Below are 25062 nucleotides of genomic sequence, written 5' to 3' on the forward strand. Positions count from 1 at the left end.
GGGGCATGATCTACCGCGCGGAGGAGGTACGGGAGCGCTTCGCCCGGCGGGGCCTGGCCTTTGACCCCACGGTGGAGGAGATCGTCCGGGGGATCCTCGAGGCCGTGCGGGAGGAGGGGGACCCCGCCCTGGACCGCCTGAGCCTGGACCTGGACGGCCACCCCGTGGAGGAGGTCCCCAAAAAGGCCTGGCGGGAAGCCTACGAGGACCTGGACGAGGAGCTGCGGGACGCCCTGGAAACGGCCAGGGAGCGCATTGAGGCCTTCTACCGGGAGGAGGCCCGGGGAGGGTTTCTCCGGGCGGACGGAAGCGGGGTCCTGGGCCAGCTGGTGCGCCCCCTCTCCCGGGTGGGGGTGTACGTGCCCGGGGGAAGCGCCCCCCTCCTTTCCAGCCTCCTCATGACCGTGGTGCCCGCCAAGGTGGCCGGGGTGGGGGAGGTCATCGTGGCCAGCCCCCCCAGGGTCCACCCCGGCGTCCTGGCCGCCGCCTGGGTGGCGGGGGCCGACCGCCTCTTCGCCATGGGCGGGGCCCAGGCCGTCGCCGCCTTGGCCTACGGCACCGCGCGCGTGCCCCGGGTGGACAAGATCGTGGGCCCGGGCAACGCCTACGTGGTGGCGGCCAAGCGGCAGGTGTTCGGGGTGGTGGGCCTGGACGGCCTCGCCGGGCCCACGGAGACCCTCATCGTGGCCGACGGCTCCGCCTCTCCTAGGCTCCTCGCCGCCGACCTCCTGGCCCAGGCGGAGCACGGCCCCGACTCCGAGCCCTGGCTCCTCTCCCCGGACCGGGCCCTCTTGGAGAGGGTGGAGGCCGAGCTTTTCCGCCAGCTCCAGGACCTTCCCCGGGCGGAGATCGCCAGGAGGGCCCTGGAGAGGGGCGGCCTGGTGCTCACCCGGGACCTGGAGGAGGCCCTGGACCTCGCCAACCTCTACGCTCCCGAGCACCTCTGCCTGGCCCTGGCCGACCCCCTTCCCTGGCTCGGCCGGGTGCAGAACGCCGGGGGCGTCTTCCTGGGGGAGGGAAGCCCGGAGGCCCTGGGGGACTACATCGCCGGGCCTAGCCACGTGATGCCCACCTCGGGCACCGCCCGCTTCCAGGGAGGCCTAGCGGTGCGGGACTTCCTCAAGGTGATCCCCGTGATGGGGCTTGCGGAAGGGGCCGTGCGGGCCCTGGCCGAGAAGGGGGCCCTCCTGGCCCGGGCGGAGGGCCTCGAGGGGCACGCCCGCTCCTTGGACCTCAGGCGATGAAGGTCTTCCACGAGCTCTTGGGCCCTCTGGACCTCCCCGACCGCTTCCTCCGCATCGTCTCCCTGGCCCCGAACCTCACCGACGCCCTCTTCGCCCTGGGCCTTGGGGACAGGCTCGTGGGCCGGAGCGCCTTCTGCCACCGCCCGGCCCAGGTCCTCTCCCTCCCCGTGGTGGCCTCCTACACCAAGACCCGCCTGGAGCTTTTGCGAAGCCTGGAGCCCGACCTGGTCCTTCTCTCCACCGGGGTGCAGCGGGAGCAGGCCCTGAGGCTTAAGGAGGAAGGCTTTCCCGTCTACGCCGTGCCCCTGCCCACGAGCCCTTACGGCATCTTGGAAAATCTCTCCACCCTGGGCCACCTCCTGGACCTGGAGGAGAAGGCCGCCGCCCTCGCCCACGAGCTCGCCCTCCGCTACGCCGCCCTGAAGGACCGCTTCGCCCTCAGGGTTTACTTTGAGATGGACCTGGGCGGGCCCATCACCGTGGGCCGGGGGAGCTACATCGCCCAGGCCCTCCTCCACCTGGGCCTTCGGCCCATCTTCCTGGACGTGCCCCAGGCCTACTTCGCCCCCGACCTGGAGGAGGTGCGGCGGAGGGCCCCGGACCTCTTCCTCTACGAGCCCAAGCCCTGGGGCAAAAACCCCCTGGAGAAGGCGAGGGCCCTGGCCGCCGAGCGGGGCTGGGACTTCCCCGTGGCGGCCACGGACGGGGACGAGCTCGCCCACTACGGGCCCATGTTCTTCGGCTTCCTGGAGAAGCTGGCGGAGAGGATTCGGGAAACCTTAGCCCGGGCTTAAGGCGCGCCCTAGCCCCGGGGGCTATAGTGGGGAGCATGAAGCGGCTTGCCCTGCCCGCCCTTCTTCTGGGCGTGGCCCTCCTCCTCACCGCCTGCCCGCAAACCCCTCCGCCCCCTCCTCCTGCCTCCTGCGCCCCGACCCCCCAGGGCCTCGCCCCGCAGGGCCTTCCGCCGGGGCCCCAGGGCCTGGGGGATTTCTCCGCTCCCCACGTGCCGGGAGAGCTCCTGGTCCTCCCCGGCGGGATCACCCCCCAGGCCCTGGCAGGCCGCGTGGAGGGGGTGGGGCTTGCGGGGAGCTTGCCTGGGGGCTTTCTTCGCCTCCGGGTTCCTCCGGGCGAGGAGGCGGCGAAGGCGGCGGCCCTTCTCCGGGCCGGGGCCCGGTGGGTGCAGCCCAACTACCTCTACCGCCCCCTCTTCACCCCCAACGACCCCCTGTATCCCGCAAGCCCCCTGGACGCCTCGAGGCTCCAGCCCTACTATCAGGCCATCCACCTGGAGGCGGTCTGGGACCTCATGGGCCCCCTTCTCTGCACCCCGGTGGTGGCCGTCTTAGACACTGCCTTCAACCCGGCCCACCCCGACCTCCAGGCTAACCTCCTTCCAGGGCGGAACCTTACTCCGGACGGCTTGGCCCCAGAGGACCTGAGCCCGTCCCCGCCCCCCCAGGGGTACGCTTATCAGGCTGGCGAGGCCGACCACGGCCAGGGGGTGGCGGGGCTGGTGGCGGCCGTGGCCGACAACAACCGGGGGATCCCCGGGGCGGGCCTGAACCGGGTGAAGGTCCTCCCTCTCAAGGTCTTCTACTGGGTGGGGGGGAGCTACTCCTCCACTTCGGACGTCCTCGCGAGCGCCCTCCGCTACGCCGCCGACCAGGGGGCCGCCGTGGCCAACCTCAGCCTGGGTAGCCCCACGCCCCTGGACGGGGCGGTGCAGCAGGCCCTGGGCTACGCCCTCTCCAAAGGTACCCTTCCCGTGGCCTCCTCGGGGAACGGCGGCACCGAGGGCCTTTACTACCCAGCGGCCTACCCTGGTGTCTTGGCCGTGGGCTCCGCCAAGTTAGACGGGACCCGTTCCGACTTCTCCAGCTACTCCACCCAGCCTACGGACCTGGTGCTGACGGCGGCGGGGAACAGGAACCCATCCCAAACCCTCTGGTCCTTGGCCCTCGGGCAGAACTACCCCTATTACCAGACCCTCGGCGCCTACGCCAGGTGGGCCGGCACCTCCTTCGCCGCGCCCCAGGCCAGCGCCCTCGCGGCGCTCTACGTGGCCAGGTATTACGCCCGCTACGGCCAAGGGCCAAACCCCGACCAGATCCGCCTCTGCCTGACCCACACTGCGGCCAACGGGGGAAACTACAACTCCCAGACCGGCTACGGCCTCCTTCAGGCCGACCGGGTGATGACGGACACCACGTACTGCTTCCCCTAATCCACCTCACCCGGGAGGGAGTAGACTAAGCCCCCGTGCGGCGCGTGTTGCTCGGCCTCTTCCTCCTCTTTGTCGCGGCCCTGGCCCTTTGGGCCTACCCCCTCCTGGGCCCCGCGGTGCGCCAGGGGGCCCTCCCCTCCCGGGAAGGCCTGCGGGTGCCCCTCACCCTTTTGGTCTACGGCTCCAGCCCCGAGTACTCGGGCTACCACAAAAGGGCCCCCGAGCGTTTCCGGGGCCTTGCGGACACCATCCTCCTGGTGCGCCTGGACCCGGGGGCGAACCGGGTGGTGGTCCTTTCCATTCCCCGGGACGTTTGGGTGGACCTCCCGGGCTTTGGCTGGCACAAGGTCAATGCGGCGAGCCCCTTAGGGGGGCCGGAGCTCATGGTGGAGGCCGTGGCCCAGATCACGGGGGTGCGCCCTGAGCGCTACCTGGTGGTGAGCACCGAGGCCCTGCGGGAGGCGGTGGACGCCCTGGGGGGGGTTAGGGTCTGCGTGGAGCGGCCCATGCGCTACCGGGACACGGCGGCGGGCCTTTCCATTGACCTTAAGCCGGGCTGCCAGGTGCTTGGAGGGGAGGAGGCCGAAGGGTACCTGCGCTTCCGCAAGGACGCCCTGGGGGACATCGGGCGCATCCAGCGGCAGCAGGCCTTTTTCCACGCCCTAAAGGAAAAGCTCCTCTCTCCGGCGGGCCTCCTCCGCCTGCCCCGGGTGGTGGCGGCGGTGGAGCCCTACGTCAAGACCGACCTCACCCGGGAGGAGCGGGGGGCCATCTTGGGCTTCGCCACCAAGCGGCCGGAGCTGGTGAGCCTTCTCCTTCCCGGGCGCTTTGGAGGCGGGGGCTGGGAGGTGGACCGGGAGGCGTTGCGCACCCTTCTGGGGGTCTACTTCGGGCAAGGGGCTCCCCTGGGAGAGGCGGCCCTGGAGGGCCGGCTGGTGGCCTTGGTCTACGGCCCGGGCCAGGAGGCCCTGGCGGAAAGGGTCCGGGAGAAGCTCCGTTCCCTGGGCTTAAGGACCCTTCTCCATCCCGTGGACCTGCCTCCTTCCCGCACCGAGGTCCTGGAGAACGGCCCTGGGCTCCTGGCCAAAGCTTTGGGCGAGGCCCTGGGGGTGCCTCACCGCGTGAGCGGGGAAGCGGTCCTGGGGGCAGACCTCACCTTGAGGCTTGGCGGGGAGGTTTCCTTTGAGTAGCATGGGAAGCGCCCGCCGGGGTGGCGGAACGGTAGACGCTGCGGACTTAAAATCCGCTGGGGGGTTACCCCCGTACGGGTTCGAGTCCCGTCCCCGGCACCAGAGGGCCCCGGGAAGACCGGGGCCTTTCCCTTGGACTTGCTATGCTTGAGGGCGTGGGCGTGATCACCCGGTATTTGGAGCGGGTTATGGCCCAGGCCCGCTATGACCTCTTGGGCCCAGGCCGCTACGTGGGGGAGCTTCCCGAGCAGGGCCTCCGGGTGGAGGCCCCCCATCTCGAGGCCGCCCGGGAAGCGCTCCGGGAGGCCCTGGAGGCCTGGCTGGTGGGGGCTTTGCGCTCTGGGGCGGTGCCTTTGGGGCTGGAGGGGGAGGAGGACCCCCTGCGGGCCCGCTTCTTCGCCCTGGCGGGGGAGATGTGGCGGCTTTTGCAGGAGGCCTCCGGGGCGGCCAGACCCCCCTCGAGGCCCTTAAGGCGCCGGAGGGCCCCAGGCCCAAAAAGCCCGCCTCCCTGGAGGAGTGGTTGCAGGGCCTGGGCATCCAGGTGGTGCGGAGGCCCCAGGAGGAAGAGGAGAAGGAAAAGGTCCTCACCCGCCTGGCCCTCTTCCTGGGGGACCGCTACCCCAGCCTGGAGAAGCTCTACGAGCGCTTGAAGCAGAGCCTCTCCACCAAGCGCCAGTTTGAGCTCTCCTTAGCCGAGGCCTCCCAGGAGGAGATCGCCAACTCCACCCAGTTCTGCACCATGCTCAAGCAGTACGCCCTCCTCACCTCCTACCACTACAAAAGCGAGGACCGGCGCCTCCGGGCCAAGGCCAGCACCGAGGGCTGGGTGCAGAACTTCCTCACCGGGGGGTGGCTGGAGCGGTACGTGGCCGAGAGGGTGCGCAAGCTTCTCCGCTCCAAGAACCTGCCCCACGAGGTGGCGGTGGGCTACCAGGTGACCCTTCCCGGTGGGGAGGCCATGGAGCTGGACGTCTTGGCGCGGGTGGGGGAGAGGGTCTACTGGTTTGAGGCCAAGACCGGGGAGTTCCAGGCCCACATCGCCAAGTACGCCGGGCTTAAGAAGGTGCTCGGCCTTTCCCAGAGGGAGAGCTTCCTGGTCCTTTTGGGCATGGACAAGGCCCGGGCCAAGGAGCTTTCCGCCCTTCACGGGCTCACGGTGGTGAACCAGGCGAACTTCCTCGAGGTCTTCCAGGAGGCGCTGGAAGGCCATGCTGCGTAAGGTCCTCCTGGTCATGGGGGGGACCCTGGCCTCGAGGGTCCTGGGCCTCGTGCGCCAGGCGGTCTTCAACGCCCTCTACCCCGATGCCCTCAAAGACGCCTTCAACGTGGCCTATAGGGTGCCGAACCTCTTCCGGGAGCTCCTCGCCGAGGGAGCGGTGCAAAACGCCCTCATCCCCCTCCTGAAGGGCCTCCCTCCCCAGGAGGCCCAGGCCTTCGCCCGCCGCTTCGCCGCCTTCCTCCTCGGGGTGAACCTCCTGGTCCTGGGCCTGGGCTACCTCCTCGCCCCCTGGGTGGCCGGGCTTTTGGTGGCCGAGGGGAGCCACCTCAGGACCCCTGAGGCCTTCGCCCAGGTGGTTTACCTCACCCGGCTTCTCCTTCCCTTCCTCCTGGGCCTCTCCATGGCCGCCCTCTTTTCGGCCTTCCTCCAGGCGGAGGAGCGCTTTCTGCCTTACGCCCTAGGCCCCATCGCCTTCAACCTGGTGGCCATCGGCCTCATGGCCCTCTTTCCCGGGGACCCCACCTTTCTGGGCCTCTCCGTGGCCCTGGGGGGGCTTTTCCAGGCCCTGGTCCAGCTCCCCTTTCTAAGGGGCTTCCGCCTGGAGTGGCGCTGGCACCCGGCCTTCCTCCCTGCCCTCCTGCGCATGGGCCCCTTCGCCTTCACCACCTCCTTGCGCCAGTTCCTCAACCTGGTCCTCACCAACATCCTCACCCGCTATCCCCCGGCGGCGGTCACGGGCTTTTACAACGCCGAGGTGGTCTTCCAGATGGTCCTGGGCCTCTTCGCCACCAGTCCCGCCATCGCCCTCTTCCCCCGCATGAGCGCCCTAAGGGGGGAGGAGCTCTCCCGCTTCCTCCGGGGCCCCTTTGAGCGCCTGGGCCTGGTGTTGGCCCTCCTGGGGGGGCTCCTCACGGGCCTCGCCCCCTTCGTGGTGGTCCTCCTCTTCGGCCTCTTCGGGCCCCTCACCCCGGAGAACCGGGCCTACAGCGCCCAGGTCCTCGCCGCCTTGGGGTTTGCCGTGCTCCCTTGGGGGGTGAACACCCTCTTCCTCCGGGGGCTCTACGCCCTGGGGCGGGTGCGGGAGGCGGTCTCGGCCAGCGCGGCGGTCTTCCTCCTCAACACCCTGGGCTACTGGCTTTTGCGGGACGCGGGGCTTTTCCTCCTCAACCTCGCCACGGCCCTGGCGGGATATCTGGGCCTCTTCCTCTACCTCTCCCGGCTGGAACGGGAAGGGGTGGGGGTGGGGTACGTGCCCCCCTACCTGCTGCGCGCTTTCCTGGCGGGGCTCTTGGCGGCGGTACCCGGGCTTCTTTTGGGAAACCTTTTCCCGGGCTCCTCTCCCCGGGAGGCCCTCCTTCCCCTCCTCCTCGGGGGCTTGGGGGGAGGGGCGCTCTTTGGGCTTTCCGCCTGGGCGCTGGGCCTTCCCCTCAGGGGCCTCGCCAGAGGTCTTTTAGACGGTGGTAAAGGGGCTTGAGCCGCAAGGCGAAGGCGGGTTCCTCCCACTCCAAGGGGGAGGCCAGGGCCAGGCCCAGGAGGAGGAGAAGGCTAAGTGCCCGCACTTTGGTTTCGCAACATGGGATGCCCAAGCCGGGGCTGGGGGGAGACTTTTTTGGGGCCCCCACCGCGGCGAAAGCCGCGGTGGGGTACTTAAGCCCCCGCACCGCCCAGCTCCCGGATGGCCGCCACCGCCTCCGGGTTCTCCAGGGCGGAGAGGTCCCCGGGGTCCTGGCCCAGGTAGGCCGCCCGGATCACCCGGCGCATCACCTTGGCGTTGCGGGTCTTGGGCAGGTCGGGGACGAAGAGGACCCTTTCCGGCCTCAGGGGCTTTCCCAGGGCCTCGGCCACCCGCTCCGCCACCTCCTCGGCCAGGGCCTCCGAGGGGGTGAAGCCGGGCTTCAAGGCGGCGAAGAGGACGATGGCCTCGCCCTTTACCGGGTGGGGCACCCCGATGGCCGCGGCCTCCCTTAAGGCAGGGTGGCGGGTGGCGGCGGTCTCCACCTCGGCGGGGCCCACCCTTTTCCCCGCCACCTTCAGGGTGTCGTCGGAGCGGCCCAGGATGAAGAAGTGCCCCTCCTCGTCCAGGAGGGCCAGGTCCCCGTGGACCCAGACCCCGGGGACCTTGTGGAAGTAGGTCTCCAGGTAGCGGGCCTCGTCCTGCCAGAAGCCCCGGGTCATCCCCGGCCAGGGGGCGAGGACGGCCAGCTCCCCCACCCTCCCCACCACGGGCCTTCCCTCCTCGTCCAAGACGGCGGCCTTCATGCCGGGAACGGCGGTGTTGAAGCCCATGGGCTTGATGGGCCGGAGGAGGACGTTCCCCAGGATCCCGCCCGCCACCTCGGTCCCGCCCGAGTAGTTGACGATGGGGAGGCGCCCACCCCCTGCCGTGCGGAAGAACCAGAGGTAGGCCTCGAGGTTCCAGGGCTCCCCGGTGGAGCCCAAGACCCTCAGGGAGGAGAGGTCGTGGGCCTCCACGGGCGCCTCCCCGAAGGGGATGAGGGCCCGCACCAGGGTGGGGGAGAGGCCCAGGTGGGTGATGCGGTGGGCCGCCACCATGCGCCAGAGGCGGTCCGGGCCCGGGTAGTCCGGCGCCCCGTCGTAGAGGAAGACCGTGCCCCCCAGGATGAGCCCCCCCAGGATGGCCCAGGGGCCCATCATCCAGCCCAGGTCGGTGAACCAGAAGAGGCGGTCCGCCTCCCTGAGGTCAAAGAGGAGGGCCATGTCCAGGGCGGCCTTCAGGGGGAAGCCCGCGTGGTAGTGGACCGTGCCCTTGGGGCGGCCGGTGGTGCCGGAGGTGTAGATGAGCAGGAAGGGGTCCATGCTCTCCATCTCCTCCGGGGGGAGGGCCTCCCCCGAGAGGCCCCGGTAGTCGGCTTCCCCCGCCTCCAGGGGAAGCCCCAGGCGGCGCACCACGAGGAGCTTCTCCGTCCCGGCGAGGGCCTGGGCCTTGCGGGCCTCGAGGAGGAGCTCCACCCTTCTCCCCCGCCTTAGGAAGCCGTCCTGCACGGCCAGGAGCTTGGCCCCGGCGTCCTTGAGGCGGAGGGCCGCGGCTTCGGCGGCATAGCCGGAGAAGATGGGGATGGCCATGGCTCCCATCCAGGCGGTGGCCAGGAGGAGGATGGCGGCCTCCAGCCCCATGGGCATCCAGAGCCCCACCCGGTCCCCCCGCTTTACCCCCAAGGCCTTGAGCCCCGCCGCTACCCGGGCCACCTCGGCCCTCAGCTCGCCGTAGCTCAGGGCGCGGACCTGGCCGTCCTCGGTCTCGTGGAGGAGGGCGGTCCTTTGGGGGTCGTGGCCCAGGCAGGCCTCCACCAGGTTGAGCCTTCCCCCCACGAAGAAGCGGGGGAAGGGGAATCCCCCTTCCAGGACCCGGGTGTAGGGCTTCCGCCAGGGAAGGCCCAGGTGGGTGAAGAGCTGGTGGTAGAAGTCCTCGGCCTCCTCCACGCTGTAGCGGTAGAAGGCCCCGTAGTCTTCAAAGCCCAGGGCCTCCAGGAAGCGGTAAAGCCGGGTGGCCTGGGCTTCCTCGGGGTTAGGATACCAGACGGGTTCCATCTCACTTCCTCCTTAGGCCTGGGCGCTTGGGGCTTTCCTGAGGTTGGCCAGGGGGCTCCCTGAGCACCTTTAAAAACTCCTCCACGCCCAGGCGCTCCTCGGGCTTCTTGAGGAGGAGGCGCCTCAGGGCCCGGTCCAGGTAGGGGGGCAGGCCGGTGGGGGGTGGGGGGAGGAAGAGGTGGGCGTTCCGGATCTCCTCCAAGGTCTCGCCCCGGAAGGGCCGCCTCCCCGTGAGGAGCTCGTAGGCCATCACCCCGAAGCTGTAAGCGTCGCTCTTGGGGCTCGGGGAGGCGCCCAGGAAGAGCTCGGGGGCCAGGTAGTGGGGGCTGCCCGCGTACTCCTGGGTGCGGTCCTGCAGGGCCCTTAAGGTGCCGAGGTCCCCCAGCTTGTAGACCCCCTTCCCCAGGAACACGTTGGAGGGCTTCACGTCCTGGTGCACCAGGCCCCGGCGGTGCAGGAAGAGGAGGGCCTCCCCCACCTCCAGAAGGGCCTTCACCGCCTCCTCCCGCGGGAGGGGGGCCTGGAGGAGGCGGTCCTCCAGGGTGCCCCCGGGCAGGTACTCCAGGGCCAAAAAGGCCTCCTCCCCGAAAGGCGCGCCGGCCAGCCCCTGCACCAGGTGGGGGTGCCGGAGGGAGAGGGAGAAGGAGACCTCCCGGGCGAAGCGTTCCGAAAGCCTCGAGTCCTGGCGCACCTCCTTCCGGGGGAGCTTCAGGGCCACGGCCTCCCCGGAGGGGCTTCGGGCCAGGTAGACCTGGGCGGTCTGCCCGAGGCCCAAGAGCATCTCCAGGCGGAAGTCCTTGCGCTTCAGGCTAGTCAAGGACCAGCACCCCTCCGGGCTTCAGGGCGTGGCCCTCCACGCCCTTCTCCCCTGCCCTCTTGGCGAAGGCCTCCCCGTCTTGCCGGATGGGGGGGAAGGTGTTGTAGTGGATGGGCACCACCCTTTTGGGCCTGAGGAGGTCCAAGGCCTTCAGGGCGTCCTCGGGGCCCATGGTGAAGTGGTCGCCGATGGGCAGAAGGGCGAGGTCCAGGCCGAGCTCCCCCATGAGCCGCATGTCGGAGAAGAGGGCGGTGTCCCCCGCGTGGTAGATGCGCCTGCCCCCAAGCTCCACCACCACCCCCATGGGCATGCCGCCGTAGGTGCCGTCGGGGAAGCTACTGGAGTGCCAGGCGGGCACCCACTTGAGCCAGCCCCCCGCAAAGCGGTAGGTGCCGCCCAGGTTCATGGGGACGCTCTTCGCCCCGTGCTTCTCGGCGTAGGTGGCGATCTCAAAGGTGGAGACCACCACGCCTCCCTTCTTGGAGAGGGCCACGGCGTCGCCGAAGTGGTCCCCGTGGGCGTGGGTGACCAGGATGAGGTCGGCCTGCACCGCCTCCACCCCTAAGGCGGCCGTGGGGTTTCCGGTGAGGAAGGGGTCTATGACGATCCGGGTCTTGCCGTCGGTGAGCCAAACCGCCGAGTGCCCCAGATAGCGTACCTCCACCATACCTGCCTCCTTGGCCGTCACTATACCCCGAGGCCGGCCTTTCGGGAAAGGGTCTTTTCCAGCCTCAGGGCGAAGATGGCCTCCACCAGGCGGAGGAAGGCCCGCTCCCCCCAGGTCCTTCCTTCGGGCAGGGCGAGCTCCACCTCCAGGGAGAGGAGGGGGCCGTTGGCCTCCCCCGAGACCCGCAGGGAAGGGGGGGAGGGGAAGGGGCCTGAGCCTTTGGCCCTCGAGGCGGCTTCGGAAGGGCAGGACCAGTTCGCCCAGGGCCGGGTTCTCCTGGCGAAGGAGGCCCCGAATACCCCCCTCCTCCCAGGCGAGCTCCAGGGGGAGGCCCTGGGGAGGGTGGCCGTTCAGGTGGAGCTCAAGCCGCACCCTCATCCTTCCACCCACTCCACCCGCACCCGGCCTTCCTGGACCAGGCGGGCCATCTCCTGGTCCGGGAGGTTGATGAGCCGGGGGAGCTCCCGGAAACGGGGCGTGGCCGAGGCCAGCCCCACCCGCACCACCAGCACCTCCTCCTCCTCCGCCCGGCCGATGCGCCAGACCAGGTGCTGCCCCAGGGCTTCCAGAAGGTCCTTCTCCACCCCCTTAGTCTACCCCCGGGAAGGGGTGTCAAAGCCCAGGTTTGCGCCGGGGCGGGGTGTCACCAGAGCACTTCCAGCAGGGCGAACTTCAGGTAGTGGGTTTCCGGGTGGTTGAGGAGGACGGGGTGGTCAAAGGGCTGGCCCCGCTTTTCCACCACCCTCAAGGCCCGGTGGGCGTCCTGGGCCGCCTCCAGGAGCATCTGGTAAAAGAGGGGTTCGCCCAGGTGGTGGCTGCAGCTGGCCGTGGCCAGGATCCCCCCCTCCTTCAGGAGCTTGATGGCCCGGAGGTTGATCTCCTTGTAGGCGCGGTAAGCCCTCTCCAGGTCCTTCCTGCCCTTGGCGAAGGCCGGGGGGTCCAGGACCACCAGGTCAAAGCGCTCCCCCGCCTTTTCCAGGTCCCGCAGGAGGTCAAAGGCGTTGGCCTCGAGGGTCTTGAGGCGGAGGCCGTTTAGCCTGGCGTTCTCCTCCGCCCGGGCCAGGGCCTCCCGGGAGGTGTCCACGGCCAGCACCTCCTGGAACCCCAGGGCCAGGTGCAAGGCGAAGCCCCCGGCGTAGCTGAAGACGTCCAGGGCCCTTTCCCCCCGGAAGCCCTCCAGGAGGAGGCGGTTTTCCCGCTGGTCCAGGAAGGCCCCGGTCTTCTGCCCCTCCCCCAGGTCCACCAGGTAGCGCACCCGGCCCTCCCGCACCACCACCCGGCCGGGCACCTCCCCGTGGAGGGGCTTCAGCGTAGAGGGGAAGCCCCTCCAGCTTTCGGGCCTTGGCGTCGTTTTTGGCCAGGACGCTTTTGGCGTAGGGCTTGAGCCTCTGGGCCACCTCGGGCAAGAGGGCCTCCCAGGCGTGGGCCGTGGCCTGGACCACGGCGTGGCCGGCGTAGTAGTCCACCACCAGCCCCGGCAGGAAGTCCCCCTCGGCGTGGGCCAGGCGGAAGCCCCCCTCGGGCTCCCGCTCCAGGGCCTCCTGGCGGCGTTTCAAGGCCCTTTCCAGGTTCTCCAGAAGGGCCTCGGTGGGGTCGTGGCTCGGCCGGAAGCGGAAGGCCCGCACCGTGAGGTCGCTTTGCGGGTTGTAGAGGGCCAGGGCCAGGAAGCGCTTGCCCCAGTAGACGGGGAAGAGCCCCGGGGCCTCGGGCCCCGCCACCACGTCCCGGCGGAAGACCCAGAGGTGGCGGGAAAGGAGCCTCTCCGCCCCGCGTTCGTTGACGAGAATCCGCACCGCTTCAGTATACTTAAGCGGGGTCGGTTGACGTTTGCCCCGGAAGCCGGTAGCCTAACCGGTAGGCGCGCTTTGCGCATCTTTTCACATAAGGAGGGGCGATGGGAGGCCTGGGACTTATCAAGAGCCTAGCGGAGAAGGAGCGGGAGCTCCTCGCCCGCCTCGAGGCTGCGCGGAAGGAGGCGGAGGAGCTTGTGGCGCGGGCCGAGGCCGAGGCCAAGGCCCTCCTGGAGGAGGCCGAGGCCAAGGCCAAGGCCCTGGAGGCCGAGTACCGGGAGAAGGAGGCCCGGGAGGCCGAGGCCGTTCTGGCCCGCTTCCGGGCCCAGGCGGAGGCTGAGGCGAGGGCGGTGCGGGAGAAGGCCCAGGCCCGCCTGGAGGAGGCGGTGGCCCTGGTCGTCCGGGGGGTCTTGCCGTGATCGCTCCCATGGAGAAGTTAGTCCTGGCCGGGCCCAAGGGCCGGGCCAGGGAGCTTCTCCAGGCCCTGCAGCAGGCAGGGGTGGTCCACCTGGAAACCCTCCGGGCGGAGGCCCTTTCCGAGTACAAGCTCTCCCCGGAGGAGCGGGAGGAGCAGAGGCGCTGGGAGGCCGTGGCCGCGGGGGCGGAGCACGTCCTCGCCCTCCTCGGCCGGGAGGTGGAGCCCGCAAGGCCCTTTCCGGATGGCCTCGAGGCCGCTGAGAAGGCCCTCGCCCCCCTCCAGGCCCACGCCGAGGGGCTCTCCCGGCAGAGGCAGGAGCTTTTGGAGGAGCTCTCCCTGGCGGAGGCCTACCTGGAACCCTTGGAGAAGCTTTCCGAGATGGCCCACGGCCTGGACCGAAGCCCCTTCTTCCGCCCCCTTCCCTTCCTCCTCAGCGCCAAGGAGCTTCCCCTGGTGGAGGAGGGGCTGAGGAAGGCCCTGGAAGACCGCTTCCTCCTGGCCGTGGAGCCCTATGGCAAGGGGCTTGCCGGCCTTTTGCTGGTCCACCGCAAGGACCAGGAGGCCGCCAAGGCCGCCCTTTCCCGGCTGGGCCTCGCCGAGCTCCGCCTGCCCGGGGCCTACGCCGACCTCCCCCTTTCCCAGGCGGCGAGGCGCCTGAAGGAGCGGGCCGAGGCCGCCCCCCGGGAGCTTTCCGAGGTGCGCCAGGCCCTTTATCGGCTGGCCCAGGAGACCCATTCCACCCTGCAGAGCCTCTGGACCCGGGCCAAGGACGAGGTGGCCCGGCTCAAGGCCCTGGAGGAGCTGGCCTCGGGGCGGTTCGGCTTCGGGCTCTTGGGGTACGTCCCCGTGAAGGCCAAGCCCAGGGTGGAAGAGGCCCTCTCCCGCCACAAGGAGAACGTGGTCTACGCCTTTGAGCCCGTGGACGAGCACCACGAGAGGGACCACGTCCCCGTGGCCCTGGACAACCCCCCCTGGGCCAGGCCCTTTGAGCTTCTGGTGAGCTTCCTCAACACCCCCAAGTACGGCTCCGTTGACCCCACCCCGGTGGTCCCCGTCTTCTTCCCCTTCTGGTTTGGGATGATCGTGGGGGACATCGGCTACGCCCTCCTCTTCTACCTGGTGGGGCGCTGGCTTTCCGGGTACGTGAAGCGGAACGAGCCTTTGGTCATTGACCTCTTCGCCCTCAGGCTCAAGCCCCCGGTCATCGGCAAGCTGGTCTACATCCTGAACTGGATGGTCTTCTGGACGGTGGTCTGGGGGGTGGTCTACGGGGAGTTCTTCGGCACCTTCCTGGAGCACCTGGGGGTCTTCGGCACCCCCGAGCACCCGGGGCTTATCCCCATCCTCATCCCCCGCATAGACACCGCCAAGACCGCCAACCTCCTCATCCTCCTCTCCGTGGCCTTCGGGGTGGTCATGGTCTTCTGGGGGCTTGCCTTGCGGGCCTACCTCGGCCTCAAGCACCGCCACATGGCCCACTTCTGGGAGGGGGTAGGGTACCTGGGGGGGCTCGTGGGCATCCTGGCCCTGGCCGCTTCCTACCTCGGCAACCTTCAGGCGGGCGGGCTTTCCGCCTTGATGTACCTCGGGTTCGGGGTCTTTCTCCTGTCCATCCTCATGAGCCGGATCTGGCTCATGTTGCCGGAGATCTTCACCCAGGCGGGCCACATCCTCTCCCACATCCGTATCTACGCCGTGGGGGCGGCGGGGGGCATTCTGGCGGGCCTCCTCACCGACGTGGGCTTCGCCATGGCGGAACGGCTTGGGCTTTTGGGCGTGCTCCTGGGCCTTTTGGTGGCGGGGGTCTTGCACCTCCTCATCCTCCTCCTCACCACCCTGGGCCACATGCTCCAGCCCATCCGTTTGATTTGGGTGGAGTTCTTCACCAAGTTCGGTTTCTACGAGGAGAACGGCAGGCCATACCGGCCGTTCAGAAGCGTCCGCGAGACGCAGTAGGGAGGGAAAGAGATGAAGAAGCTTTTGGTTCTCCTTTTGGTGGCGGTGTTCGGCGCGTTGGCCTTGGCGGCGGAGGAAGCGGCGGCCTCCGGGGGTCTGGACCGGGGCCTCATCGCCGTGGGCATGGGCCTGGCGGTGGGCTTAGCCGCCCTGGGCACGGGTGTGGCCCAGGCCCGCATCGGTGCGGCGGGCGTGGGGGCCATCGCCGAGGACCGGGGCAACTTCGGCACCGCCCTCATCTTCCTCCTCCTGCCCGAGACCCTGGTGATCTTCGGCCTTCTCATCGCCTTCATCCTCAACGGCAAGCTCTAAGCAGTCCTTGGGGCCAGGCCCCTAAAGGGGCTTGGCCCTTTTCCCAAGGAGGCGAGATGTCCAAACTGGAAGCCATTCTGAGCCAGGAGGTGGAGGCGGAGATCCGCTCCCTCCTGGAAGAGGCCAAGGCCAGGGCGGAGGGCCTGCGCAAGGAGGCGGAGGCCAAGGCGGAGGCCCTCCTCCAGGGGCGGAAGCGGGCTCTGGAGGCCCAGTTCCAGGCCGCTTTGCGCCGGGCGGAAAGCGCCGGGGAGCTCCTTCTGGCCACCGCCCGCACCCAGGCCAAGGGGGAGGTGCTCCAGGCGGTGAGGGCCAAGGCGGAGGAGGCCCTTTTGGCCCTTCCCGGGAAGCCCGAGTGGCCCGGGGTCCTGCGCAAGCTGGCCGAGGAAGCCCTTTCCGCCCTTCCTGAGCCCGAGGCCCTGGTCTCCCACCCGGAGAACCTGCCCCATCTGGAGCCCTTGGCTAAGGAGCGCGGCCTGAGGCTTCAGGCCGACCCGGCCTTGCGCCTGGGGGTGCGGGTTTTGGGCAAGGAGGGCAGGACCCAGGTGGAAAACGCCCTGGAAAGCCGCCTGGAGCGGGCGTGGGACGCCCTTTCCTCCCAGGTGGCCCAGGTCCTTTGGGGCTAGGCCATGGCGGATGACTTCGGCTACCTCAACGCCCGGGTGCGGGCCCGGCGGGCCACCCTCCTCAAGGAAAGCTTCTTCCAGGAGGCCCTGGACCTTTCCTTCCCCGACCTCCTGCGCCTCCTCTCGGAGAGCGTCTACGGGGGGGAACTCGCCGGGCAGGGCCTGCCCGAGGTGGACCGGGCCATCGCCCGCACCCAGGAGAGGCTCCTCTCGGACCTGCCGAGGCTGGTGACGGGGGAGGCCCGGGAGGCGGTGCGGCTCCTCCTCCTGCGCCAGGACCTCCACAACCTCCAGGCCCTCCTTCGCGCCAAGGCCACGGGCCGCCCCTTGGAGGAGGTACCCCTCCTCCCCGGGACCCTGAAGGAGGAGCTTTGGCGCCAGGCCTACGAGGCCCAGGACGCCGCCGGCGTGGCCCAGGTCCTCTCCCTTCCCGGCCATCCCCTGGCCCGGGCCTTGCGGGGGGTGCTGCGGGAGACCCAGGACCTGGCCCGGGTGGAGGCCTTTTTGGCCAAGCGCTTCTTTGAGGGGGTGGTGAAGGGGGCCAAGGCCCTGGAGGAGCCTGCCCTCCGGGACTACCTGGCCCTGGAGGTGGACGCCGAGAACCTGCGCACCGCCTTCAAGCTCCAGGGCCAGGAGGTGGCCCCGGAGGCGGTCTTCGTCCGGGGAGGGCGCTTCCTGGACAGGGTGCGCTTCACCCGCCTTCTGGAGGGGGATTACGCCGTTTTGGACGAGCTTTCCGGCACTCCCCTCGCCGGGCTCTCCGGGGTGCGGGAGGCCAAGGAGCTGGAAAGGCGCTTAAGGTGCCTTCTCCTAAAGGAGGCCAGGCGGGGGAGCACCGATCCTCTGGGGGCGGGGCTGGTCCTGGCCTACGTCAAGGAAAGGGAGTGGGAGGCCATGCGCCTTAGGCTCCTGGCCCGGCGGGCCTACTTCGGCCTTCCCCGCGCCCAGGTGGAAGAGGAGGTGGTCTGCCCATGAGGATCGCGGTGATCGCCGATCCCGAGGCGGCCCAGGGCTTCCGGCTGGCGGGCCTCGAGGCCCACGCCGCCCGCACCCCGGAAGAGGCCAAGGCCCGCCTGGAGGAGCTGGTGCAAAGGGGCGGGTACGCCTTGGTGGCCGTGGACCAGGGGCTTCTTCCCGAGCCCGAGCGGGCGGTGGAAAGGCTCATGCGGGGGAAGGACCTCCCCGTGCTTCTGCCCGTGGCCGGCCTCAGGGAGGCCTTCCAAAACCCCGACGTGGAAGGCTACATGCGCGAGCTGGTCCGGAGGACCATCGGCTTTGACATCAAGCTGTAGAATGGAGGGAAGATGATCCAAGGGGTAATCCAGAAGATCGCGGGCCCGGCGGTGATCGCCAAGGGGATGCTGGGGGCCCGCATGTACGACATCTGCAAGGTGGGCCACGAGGGCCTGGTGGGGGAGATCATCCGCCTGGATGGGGACACCGCCTTCGTCCAGGTCTACGAGGACACCTCGGGCCTCAAGGTGGGGGAGCCCGTGGTCTCCACGGGGCTTCCCTTGGCGGTGGAGCTGGGCCCCGGGATGCTGAACGGCATCTACGACGGCATCCAGCGCCCCCTGGAGCGCATCCAGGAGAAGACCGGGATCTACATCACCCGGGGGGTGGTGGTGCACGCCCTGGACCGGGAGAAGCGGTGGGCCTGGACCCCCAGGGTGAAGCCCGGGGACGAGGTGCGGGGGGGCATGGTCCTGGGGACGGTGCCCGAGTTCGGCTTCACCCACAAGGTCCTGGTGCCCCCGGACGTGAAGGGCCTTGTCAAGGAGGTGAAGCCCGCCGGGGAGTACACCGTGGAGGAGCCGGTGGTGGTCCTGGAGGACGGCACCGAGCTCAGGATGTACCACACCTGGCCCGTGCGCCGCGCCCGCCCCGTGCAGAGGAAGCTTGACCCCAACACCCCCTTCCTCACGGGGATGCGCATCCTGGACGTCCTCTTCCCTGTGGCCATGGGGGGGACTGCCGCCATCCCCGGGCCCTTCGGCAGCGGCAAGACCGTGACCCAGCAGTCCCTGGCTAAGTGGTCCAACGCCGATGTGGTGGTCTACGTGGGCTGCGGGGAGCGGGGGAACGAGATGACGGACGTCCTCGTGGAGTTCCCCGAGCTCACCGACCCCAAGACGGGGGGGCCCCTCATGCACCGCACCGTGCTCATCGCCAACACCTCCAACATGCCCGTGGCCGCCCGCGAGGCCAGCATCTACGTGGGGGTGACCATCGCCGAGTACTTCCGCGACCAGGGCTTCTCCGTGGCCCTCATGGCCGACTCCACCAGCCGCTGGGCGGAGGCGTTGCGCGAGATCTCTAGCCGCCTGGAGGAGATGCCCGCCGAGGAGGGCTACCCCCCCTACCTGGCCGCCAGGCTTGCCGCCTTCTACGAGCGCTCGGGCAAGGTCATCACCCTGGGGGGCGAGGAGGGGGCGGTGACCATCGTGGGGGCCGTCTCCCCCCCGGGCGGCGACATGTCCGAGCCCGTGACCCAGTCCACCCTTAGGATCGTGGGGGCCTTCTGGCGGCTTGACGCCTCCCTGGCCTTCCGCCGCCACTTCCCCGCCATCAACTGGAACGGCTCCTACAGCCTCTTCACCCCCGCCCTGGACCCCTGGTACCGGGAGAACGTGGCGGAGGACTACCCCGAGCTCCGCGACACCATCGCCGAGCTCTTGCAGAGGGAGGCGGGCCTCCAGGAGATCGTCCAGCTGGTGGGGCCGGACGCCCTCCAGGACGCCGAGCGGCTCATCATTGAGGTGGGGCGCATCATCCGAGAGGACTTCCTGCAGCAAAACGCCTACCACGAGGTGGACGCCTACTGCTCCATGAGGAAGGCCTACGGCATCATGAAGATGATCCTCTCCTTCTACAAGGAGGCGGAGGCGGCCATCAAGCGGGGGGTTTCCATTGACGAGATCCTCCAGCTCCCCGTGGTGGAGCGCATCGGCCGGGCCCGCTACGTGAGCGAGGAGGAGTTCCCCCGCTACCTCGAGGAGGCCATGAGGGAGATTGAGGGGGCCTTCAAGGCCCTGGCCTAGGGAGGGAAGCATGGACCTCTTGAAGAAGGAGTACACCGGCGTCACCTACATCTCGGGGCCCCTGCTCTTCGTGGAGAACGCCAAGGACCTGGCCTACGGGGCCATCGTGGACATCAAGGACGGCACGGGCCGGGTGCGCGGCGGGCAGGTGATTGAGGTCTCCGAGGAGTACGCGGTCATCCAGGTCTTTGAGGAGACCACGGGCCTGGACCTGGCCCGGACCAGCGTGAGCCTGGTGGAGGACGTGGCGAGGCTAGGGGTCTCCAAGGAGATGCTGGGGCGGCGCTTCAACGGCATCGGCAAGCCCATTGACGGCCTGCCCCCCATCACCCCGGAGAAGCGCCTGCCCATCGTGGGCCTGCCCCTGAACCCCGTGGCCCGCAGGAAGCCCGAGGAGTTCATCCAGACGGGCATCTCCACCATTGACGTGATGAACACCCTGGTGAGGGGGCAGAAGCTTCCCATCTTCTCCGGCTCGGGCCTTCCCGCCAACGAGATCGCCGCCCAGATCGCCCGCCAGGCCACGGTGCGCCCCGACCTCTCCGGGGAAGGGGAGAAGGAGGAGCCCTTCGCCGTGGTCTTCGCCGCCATGGGCATCACCCAGCGGGAACTTTCCTACTTCATCCAGGAGTTTGAGCGCACGGGGGCCCTAAGCCGCTCCGTCCTCTTCCTCAACAAGGCCGACGACCCCACCATTGAGCGCATCCTCACCCCCCGCATGGCCCTCACCGTGGCCGAGTACCTGGCCTTTGAGCACGACTACCACGTGCTGGTCATCCTCACGGACATGACCAACTACTGCGAGGCCCTACGGGAGATCGGGGCGAGCCGCGAGGAGATCCCCGGGCGCCGCGGCTACCCTGGGTACATGTACACCGACCTGGCCACCATCTACGAACGGGCCGGGGTGGTGCAGGGGAAGAAGGGCTCGGTCACCCAGATCCCCATCCTCTCCATGCCCGACGACGACCGCACCCACCCCATCCCCGACCTCACGGGCTACATCACCGAGGGGCAGATCCAGCTCTCCCGGGAGCTCCACCGCAAGGGCATCTACCCCCCCATTGACCCCCTGCCCTCCCTTTCCCGCCTCATGAACAACGGCGTGGGCAAGGGCAAGACCCGGGAGGACCACAAGCAGGTCTCCGACCAGCTTTACTCCGCCTACGCCAACGGGGTGGACATAAGGAAGCTCGTGGCCATCATCGGCGAGGACGCGCTCACCGAGAACGACCGCCGCTACCTGCAGTTCGCCGACGCCTTTGAGCGGCACTTCATCAACCAGGGTCAGCAGAACCGCTCCATTGAGGAGAGCCTCCAGATCGCCTGGGCCCTCCTCTCCATGCTCCCGCAGGGTGAGCTCAAGCGCATCTCTAAGGACCATATCGGCAAGTACTACGGCCAGAAGCTGGAGGAGATCTGGGGTACCCCCCAGGCCCTGGACTGAGGGAGGTGTAGATGAGCCAAGTCAGCCCCACCCGCATGAACCTTCTGCAAAGGCGGGGTCAGCTCCGCCTGGCGCAGAAGGGGGTGGACCTCCTGAAGAAGAAGCGGGACGCCCTGGTGGCCGAGTTCTTCGGCCTGGTGCGGGAGGCCATGGAGGCGAGGAAGGCCTTGAACCAGGCCGCCAAGGAGGCCTACACCGCCCTCCTCCTGGCCCAGGCCTTGGACGGCCCCGAGAGCGTGGCCGGGGCGGCTTTGGGCGTGCCCCTTCTGGAGGGGGTGGAGGCGGAGGTGGAGAACGTCTGGGGAAGCAAGGTGCCGAGGCTCAAGGCCACCTTTCCCGACGGGGCCCTCCTCTCCCCTGTGGGCACCCCGGCCTACACCCTCGAGGCCAGCCGGGCCTTCCGCCGCTACGCCGAGGCCCTGGTCCAGGTGGCCAACACCGAGACCCGCCTGAAGAAGATCGGCGAGGAGATCAAGAAGACCACCAGGCGGGTGAACGCCCTGGAGCAGGTGGTGATCCCCGGGATCCGCGGCCAGATCCGCTTCATCCAGCAGGTTCTGGAGCAGCGGGAAAGGGAGGACACCTTCCGCCTGAAGCGCATCAAGGGCAAGATTGAGGCCCGGGAGGCCGAGGAGGAAGGGGGCCGTCCCAACCCCGCCTTGGAGATGGGGGCAGGCCTCTAGGCGCCCCCTTGCGGCGCAGGCCGCAAAATCCCCCCGGGCGCGCCCGGGGGGAGAGCTTTAGGGGGGCTACCCGGCCTTGGTCTCCTGGAGGATGTGGAGGAGGACGGTCTGGAGGATGCCCCCGTTCCTGTAGTAGTCCACCTCCACCGGGGTGTCCAGGCGGGCGAGGGCCTGGAAGCGGACTTCGCTTCCGTCCTCCTTCCTCGCCACCACCTCCACCACCTTCCTGGGCTTTAGGTCTTCCAGGCCCAGGATATCGTAGACCTCGTAGCCCGTGAGGCCCAGGGCCTCCCGGTTTTGCCCTGGGAGGAACTCCAGGGGCAGGACGCCCATCCCCACCAGGTTGGAGCGGTGGATGCGCTCGTAACTTTCGGCCAGCACGGCCTTGACGCCCAGGAGGTAGGTGCCCTTGGCCGCCCAGTCGCGGCTACTGCCGGTGCCGTACTCCTTGCCGGCGATGACGAGAAGGGGCGTGCCCTCGGCCTTGTAGCGCATGGCCACGTTGTAGACGAAGTCCACCTCTCCTTCGGGGAGCTTCTTGGCGTAACCCCCTTCCATGCCCTCCAGCATGAGGTTCTTGATGCGGATGTTGGCGAAGGTGCCCCGCATCATCACCTCGTGGTTGCCGCGCCGGGAGCCGTAGGAGTTGAAGTCCTCCGGCTTCACCCCCTTGCCCATCAGGTACTGGCCGGCGGGGCTCTTCACGGGGATGGCCCCGGCGGGGGAGATGTGGTCCGTGGTCACCGAGTCGCCGAGGACGAGGAGAACCCTGGCCCCCCGGATGTCCCCCACCTTCCCCTGGCCCAGGTCCTCAAAGAAGGGGGGGTTCTGGATGTAGGTGCTCTCGGGGTCCCACCCGTAAAGCTCCCCGGTGGGGGCGGGCAGGGCCCGCCAGCGCTCATCCCCCTCAAAGACCTTGCTGTACTCCTTCTTGAAGAGCTCGGGGTCCAGGGTTTTCCGGATGGCCTCCTGGATCTCCGCCATGGAGGGCCAGATGTCCTTGAGGTAGACGGGCTTGCCGTTGGGATCGTGGCCCAAGGGCTCGCTGGTGAAGTCGATGTCCATGCGCCCCGCCAGGGCGTAGGCCACCACCAGCATGGGGCTTGCCAGGTAGTTGGCCTTCACGTGGGGGTTGATGCGGCCCTCAAAGTTGCGGTTGCCGGAGAGGACGGCGGCCACCACCAGGTCCCCCTCCTCCACCGCCTTGGCGATCTCCTCGGGCAGGGGCCCGGAGTTGCCGATGCAGGTGGTGCACCCGTAGCCCACCACGTGGAAGCGGAGGGCCTCGAGGAAGGGGAGAAGCCCGCTCATCTCCAGGTAGTCCGTCACCACCTTGGAGCCGGGGGCCAGGGAGCTCTTCACCCAGGGCTTGGTGTCCAGGCCCGCCTCCACCGCCTTTTTGGCCAGAAGCCCCGCCCCCAGCATCACCGAGGGGTTGGAGGTGTTGGTGCAGCTGGTGATGGCGGCGATGACCACGGAGCCGTGGCCGAGCTCAAACTCCTCCTCCTGCCGCTTCACCAGGACCTTTCGCCCAAGCCGGTCCTCCGAGAGGCCGAAACCCCGCTCCTTCACCGGCTTGGTGAGGTGGAGGAGGAAGCTCTTCTTCACCTCCTTGAGGGGCACCCGGTCCTGGGGGCGCTTGGGGCCCGCCAGGGAGGGCTCCACCGCAGAGAGGTCCAGCTCCAGGTACTCGGAGTACCGGACCTTCGCCTCGGCCTCGGGAGTGCGGAAGAGGCCCACGGCCTTGGTGTAGGCCTCCACCAGCTCCACCAGCTCCTCGGGGCGGCCGGTGAGCCGGAGGTAGGCCAGGGTCTCCTCGTCCACGGGGAAGAAGCCCATGGTGGCCCCGTACTCCGGGGCCATGTTGGCAATGGTGGCCCGGTCGGCCAGGGAGAGCCGGCCCACCCCGGGGCCGTAGAACTCCACGAACTTGCCCACCACCCCGTGCTTGCGCAGGATCTCGGTGATGGTGAGGACGAGGTCGGTGGCCGTGGCCCCCTCGGGGAGTTCCCCGAAGAGCCGGAAGCCCACCACCTTGGGGGCCAGCATGTAGTAGGGCTGGCCCAGCATCACCGCCTCGGCCTCAATGCCCCCCACGCCCCAGCCCAGGACGCCGAGGCCGTTCACCATGGTGGTGTGGCTGTCGGTGCCCACCAGGCTGTCGGGGAAGGCCAGGGTAAGCCCGTCCCGCCTCTCGGTCATGACCACCTTGGCCAGGTACTCCAGGTTGACCTGGTGGACGATGCCCGTGCCCGGGGGGACTACCCGGAAGTTCTTTAGGGCCCCCTGGGCCCACTTGAGGAGGAGGTAGCGCTCCCGGTTCCTCTCGTACTCCTTCTCCACGTTGTAGAAGAAGGCGTAGGCCGTGCCGAAGGCGTCCACCTGCACCGAGTGGTCAATGACCAGGTCGGCGGGCACCACGGGGTTGATGCGCTTGGGGTCCCCGCCCCGCCTGGCCACGGCGTCCCGCATGGCCGCCAGGTCCACCACCGCCGGCACCCCGGTGAAGTCCTGGAGGATGACCCGGGCGAGCTTCAGGGGCACGTTGATCTCCCCGGGATCGGGTTGCCAGCGGGCCAGGGCCTCTATGTCCTCCCGGGTCACCTGGTAGCCGTCCTCGTGGCGGAGGAGACTTTCCAGCATCACCCGTATGGAGAAGGGGAGGCGGCTTACCTCTGCCAGGCCCTTCCTTTCCAGCTCCAGAAGGTCGTGGTAGCCGTAGGTGCCGCTTCGGGTTTCCAGGGTCTTTAGGGTTTGGAAACTGTCCTTCATGCTCCTCCTTTCCCTTCCCCCTGGGGGCAAAGGGAGGCACGCTCTGGACTTTTTGGGGGAAGCTCCTTCCGAGGGGGGGCGCCCGCCCCGGCGTCTTCCACTATAGCACCTGTAGAAGGGATGGGGCGTGGCCCAAGGGGGCCTTGATATCCCCTGTCCCGGCGTGGCCGGGATGGGACTCCGGAAGAACCCTCCCCGAAGGGTTCCTGAAAAAGGAAGCCAAGAGCCCCAGGTTCTCCTCGGCCAAGTGCCCGCGCCTCGGTTCTGCGACATGCTGAAGGTTCAGGAAAGCCCTTTTGGGGCCCCCGCTCTGGCTTTGGCCAGAGCGGGGTACTTGGCCTGCGGGCACCCCCTCCTTAACGCAGGGCCTGGGGCGGGGGAAGGGTGTCCCAGCCTAGGCTTTCCAGGAAAAGGAGGACCTCCTCGGCCACCTCCCGAAAGAGCTCTTCCCGGGGCCTTTGGGCGGGCCTGTCCCCCCTTTGGGGGCCGTAGGCCCCGAAGCCCGCGTGGTTGAGCCCTTGGATGAAGACCACCCGGGCGTTTTTGGGAAGCCTTTTCGCCTTCTCCCGGGCTTCCCCGGGGGGAAGGAGGCCATCTGCGGTCCCGTAGAGGGCCAGGGTGGGGAAGGCCTCCCGGGAGAGGTTCCCTTCGGGGTAGGCGGCGAAGAGGACAAGGGGGAGGCCTTCCCGGGCTGCCACCTCCGCCGCCACCACCCCGCCCAGGCTGTGCCCCCCCACCGCCAGGGGAAGCCCGGGGTGGGCTTTTTGGGCCTCGAGGGCCCGTTCCTTCCCCAGCAGGGCGATGCCCTGGGGCACCTTGAGGAGGACCACCAGGTACCCGCTTTCCGCGAGGGGGACGAGGACGGGGGCGTAGGCCAAGGGTTCCACCCGCGCCCCCGGGTAGAAGGCGAAAAGGGCCTTGAGGGTTTTGGGGAGGAGCTCCAGGCCGTAGGGGGCTTCCTTTAGGGCCAGGCCTGTGCGCTGCACATAGCCTTGCACCCAGGCCTCCGCCTGGTAGGGCCTGAAGAGGTAAAAGGCGGCGCCCACCAGGGCCCCTCCCAGGGCGAGGGCCAGGAGGAAGAGGAGAAGAAGGATTCGCTTGGCCGTCATG

The 25062-nt window shown here is 69.1% G+C and carries 22 protein-coding genes, 1 tRNA gene and 2 pseudogenes; 16 read left to right on the forward strand and 9 right to left on the reverse strand.

The features are described 5' to 3' along the window. Positions 1–5: 5 nt before the first annotated feature. From hisD to murJ, 7 genes and pseudogenes are all read left to right on the forward strand, one after another. Complete coding sequence (hisD, locus tag ACZ5RK_RS06550; protein ID WP_464908507.1) at positions 6–1244, forward strand: histidinol dehydrogenase; 1239 nt, start codon at positions 6–8, stop codon at positions 1242–1244. Further along, complete coding sequence (locus ACZ5RK_RS06555; RefSeq protein ID WP_464908508.1) at positions 1241–2038, forward strand: ABC transporter substrate-binding protein; 798 nt, start codon at positions 1241–1243, stop codon at positions 2036–2038. The genes hisD and ACZ5RK_RS06555 overlap by 4 nt, the downstream gene beginning before the upstream one ends. Before the next feature lie 35 nt (positions 2039–2073). Next, positions 2074–3468, forward strand: a complete 1395-nt coding sequence (locus ACZ5RK_RS06560) for a S8 family peptidase (RefSeq protein WP_464908509.1) — start codon at positions 2074–2076, stop codon at positions 3466–3468. A 35-nt stretch (positions 3469–3503) separates the two neighbouring features. Continuing rightward, complete coding sequence (locus ACZ5RK_RS06565; RefSeq protein ID WP_464908510.1) at positions 3504–4658, forward strand: LCP family protein; 1155 nt, start codon at positions 3504–3506, stop codon at positions 4656–4658. A 14-nt stretch (positions 4659–4672) separates the two neighbouring features. After that, positions 4673–4760 (forward strand) — tRNA-Leu (locus tag ACZ5RK_RS06570). Between the two features lie 41 nt (positions 4761–4801). Beyond that, positions 4802–5877 (forward strand): annotated as a pseudogene (locus ACZ5RK_RS06575) (PDDEXK family nuclease). Then, positions 5867–7351 (forward strand): murein biosynthesis integral membrane protein MurJ, encoded by a 1485-nt coding sequence (gene murJ / locus ACZ5RK_RS06580; RefSeq protein ID WP_464908511.1) that lies wholly within the window; start codon positions 5867–5869, stop codon positions 7349–7351. The pseudogene ACZ5RK_RS06575 and the gene murJ overlap by 11 nt, the downstream one beginning before the upstream one ends. On the opposite strand, the gene ACZ5RK_RS06585 is transcribed toward murJ, so the two are convergent. The 7 genes and pseudogenes from ACZ5RK_RS06585 to ACZ5RK_RS06615 all read right to left on the reverse strand — a co-directional run bounded on the left by ACZ5RK_RS06585 (position 7305) and on the right by ACZ5RK_RS06615 (position 12703). After that, positions 7305–7436, reverse strand: coding sequence for a hypothetical protein (locus ACZ5RK_RS06585; RefSeq protein ID WP_464908512.1), 132 nt, complete (start codon positions 7434–7436; stop codon positions 7305–7307). The genes murJ and ACZ5RK_RS06585 overlap by 47 nt on opposite strands. Before the next feature lie 88 nt (positions 7437–7524). Next, a complete protein-coding gene (locus ACZ5RK_RS06590) occupies positions 7525–9426 on the reverse strand; it encodes an AMP-binding protein (protein WP_464908513.1) in 1902 nt (633 codons plus the stop codon). 1 nt (position 9427) lies between these two features. After that, positions 9428–10243 (reverse strand): serine/threonine-protein kinase, encoded by an 816-nt coding sequence (locus ACZ5RK_RS06595; protein WP_464908514.1) that lies wholly within the window; start codon positions 10241–10243, stop codon positions 9428–9430. Next, positions 10236–10910: a metal-dependent hydrolase gene (locus ACZ5RK_RS06600; RefSeq protein WP_464908515.1), complete on the reverse strand. Its 675-nt coding sequence runs from the start codon at positions 10908–10910 to the stop codon at positions 10236–10238. Before ACZ5RK_RS06600 ends, ACZ5RK_RS06595 begins: the two co-directional genes overlap by 8 nt. Positions 10911–10930: 20 nt before the next feature. After that, on the reverse strand, positions 10931–11053 hold the full coding sequence (locus ACZ5RK_RS06605) for a hypothetical protein (protein WP_464908516.1): 123 nt from the start codon (positions 11051–11053) through the stop codon (positions 10931–10933). A 231-nt stretch (positions 11054–11284) separates the two neighbouring features. After that, the gene (locus ACZ5RK_RS06610; RefSeq protein WP_464908517.1) at positions 11285–11494 is read right to left on the reverse strand and encodes a DUF3248 domain-containing protein; all 210 of its coding nucleotides are present in this window, start codon (positions 11492–11494) and stop codon (positions 11285–11287) included. A 59-nt stretch (positions 11495–11553) separates the two neighbouring features. Further along, positions 11554–12703 (reverse strand): annotated as a pseudogene (locus ACZ5RK_RS06615) (class I SAM-dependent rRNA methyltransferase). Between the two features lie 101 nt (positions 12704–12804). On the opposite strand from ACZ5RK_RS06615, the gene ACZ5RK_RS06620 reads away from it, so the two are divergent. The 9 genes from ACZ5RK_RS06620 to atpD are packed head-to-tail and all read left to right on the forward strand — an operon-like array spanning position 12805 to position 21180. Beyond that, entirely contained in the window at positions 12805–13119 is a 315-nt protein-coding gene (locus ACZ5RK_RS06620; RefSeq protein ID WP_464908518.1) for a V-type ATPase subunit subunit G family protein, read from the forward strand. After that, on the forward strand, positions 13116–15074 hold the full coding sequence (locus tag ACZ5RK_RS06625) for a V-type ATP synthase subunit I (RefSeq protein ID WP_464908519.1): 1959 nt from the start codon (positions 13116–13118) through the stop codon (positions 15072–15074). Before ACZ5RK_RS06620 ends, ACZ5RK_RS06625 begins: the two co-directional genes overlap by 4 nt. 12 nt (positions 15075–15086) lie before the next feature. Continuing rightward, positions 15087–15386, forward strand: a complete 300-nt coding sequence (locus ACZ5RK_RS06630) for an ATP synthase subunit K (RefSeq protein ID WP_054647550.1) — start codon at positions 15087–15089, stop codon at positions 15384–15386. A 56-nt stretch (positions 15387–15442) separates the two neighbouring features. After that, positions 15443–16009, forward strand: coding sequence for a V-type ATP synthase subunit E (locus ACZ5RK_RS06635; RefSeq protein WP_464908520.1), 567 nt, complete (start codon positions 15443–15445; stop codon positions 16007–16009). 3 nt (positions 16010–16012) lie between these two features. After that, on the forward strand, positions 16013–16984 hold the full coding sequence (locus tag ACZ5RK_RS06640; RefSeq protein WP_464908521.1) for a V-type ATPase subunit: 972 nt from the start codon (positions 16013–16015) through the stop codon (positions 16982–16984). 2 nt (positions 16985–16986) lie between these two features. Beyond that, a complete protein-coding gene (locus ACZ5RK_RS06645; protein ID WP_464910063.1) occupies positions 16987–17301 on the forward strand; it encodes a V-type ATP synthase subunit F in 315 nt (104 codons plus the stop codon). Between the two features lie 12 nt (positions 17302–17313). Further along, positions 17314–19050: a V-type ATP synthase subunit A gene (locus ACZ5RK_RS06650; protein ID WP_464908522.1), complete on the forward strand. Its 1737-nt coding sequence runs from the start codon at positions 17314–17316 to the stop codon at positions 19048–19050. 10 nt (positions 19051–19060) lie between these two features. Beyond that, positions 19061–20497, forward strand: coding sequence for a V-type ATP synthase subunit B (locus ACZ5RK_RS06655; RefSeq protein WP_464908523.1), 1437 nt, complete (start codon positions 19061–19063; stop codon positions 20495–20497). 11 nt (positions 20498–20508) lie between these two features. Beyond that, positions 20509–21180: a V-type ATP synthase subunit D gene (atpD, locus tag ACZ5RK_RS06660; protein WP_054647205.1), complete on the forward strand. Its 672-nt coding sequence runs from the start codon at positions 20509–20511 to the stop codon at positions 21178–21180. Between the two features lie 66 nt (positions 21181–21246). Here atpD and acnA read toward each other — a convergent pair whose 3' ends face one another. Continuing rightward, positions 21247–23952: an aconitate hydratase AcnA gene (acnA, locus tag ACZ5RK_RS06665; RefSeq protein WP_464908524.1), complete on the reverse strand. Its 2706-nt coding sequence runs from the start codon at positions 23950–23952 to the stop codon at positions 21247–21249. Between the two features lie 356 nt (positions 23953–24308). Further along, positions 24309–25061 (reverse strand): alpha/beta hydrolase, encoded by a 753-nt coding sequence (locus tag ACZ5RK_RS06670; protein ID WP_464908525.1) that lies wholly within the window; start codon positions 25059–25061, stop codon positions 24309–24311. Position 25062 lies beyond the last annotated feature (1 nt).

The organism is Thermus kawarayensis JCM 12314 (assembly GCF_055393575.1).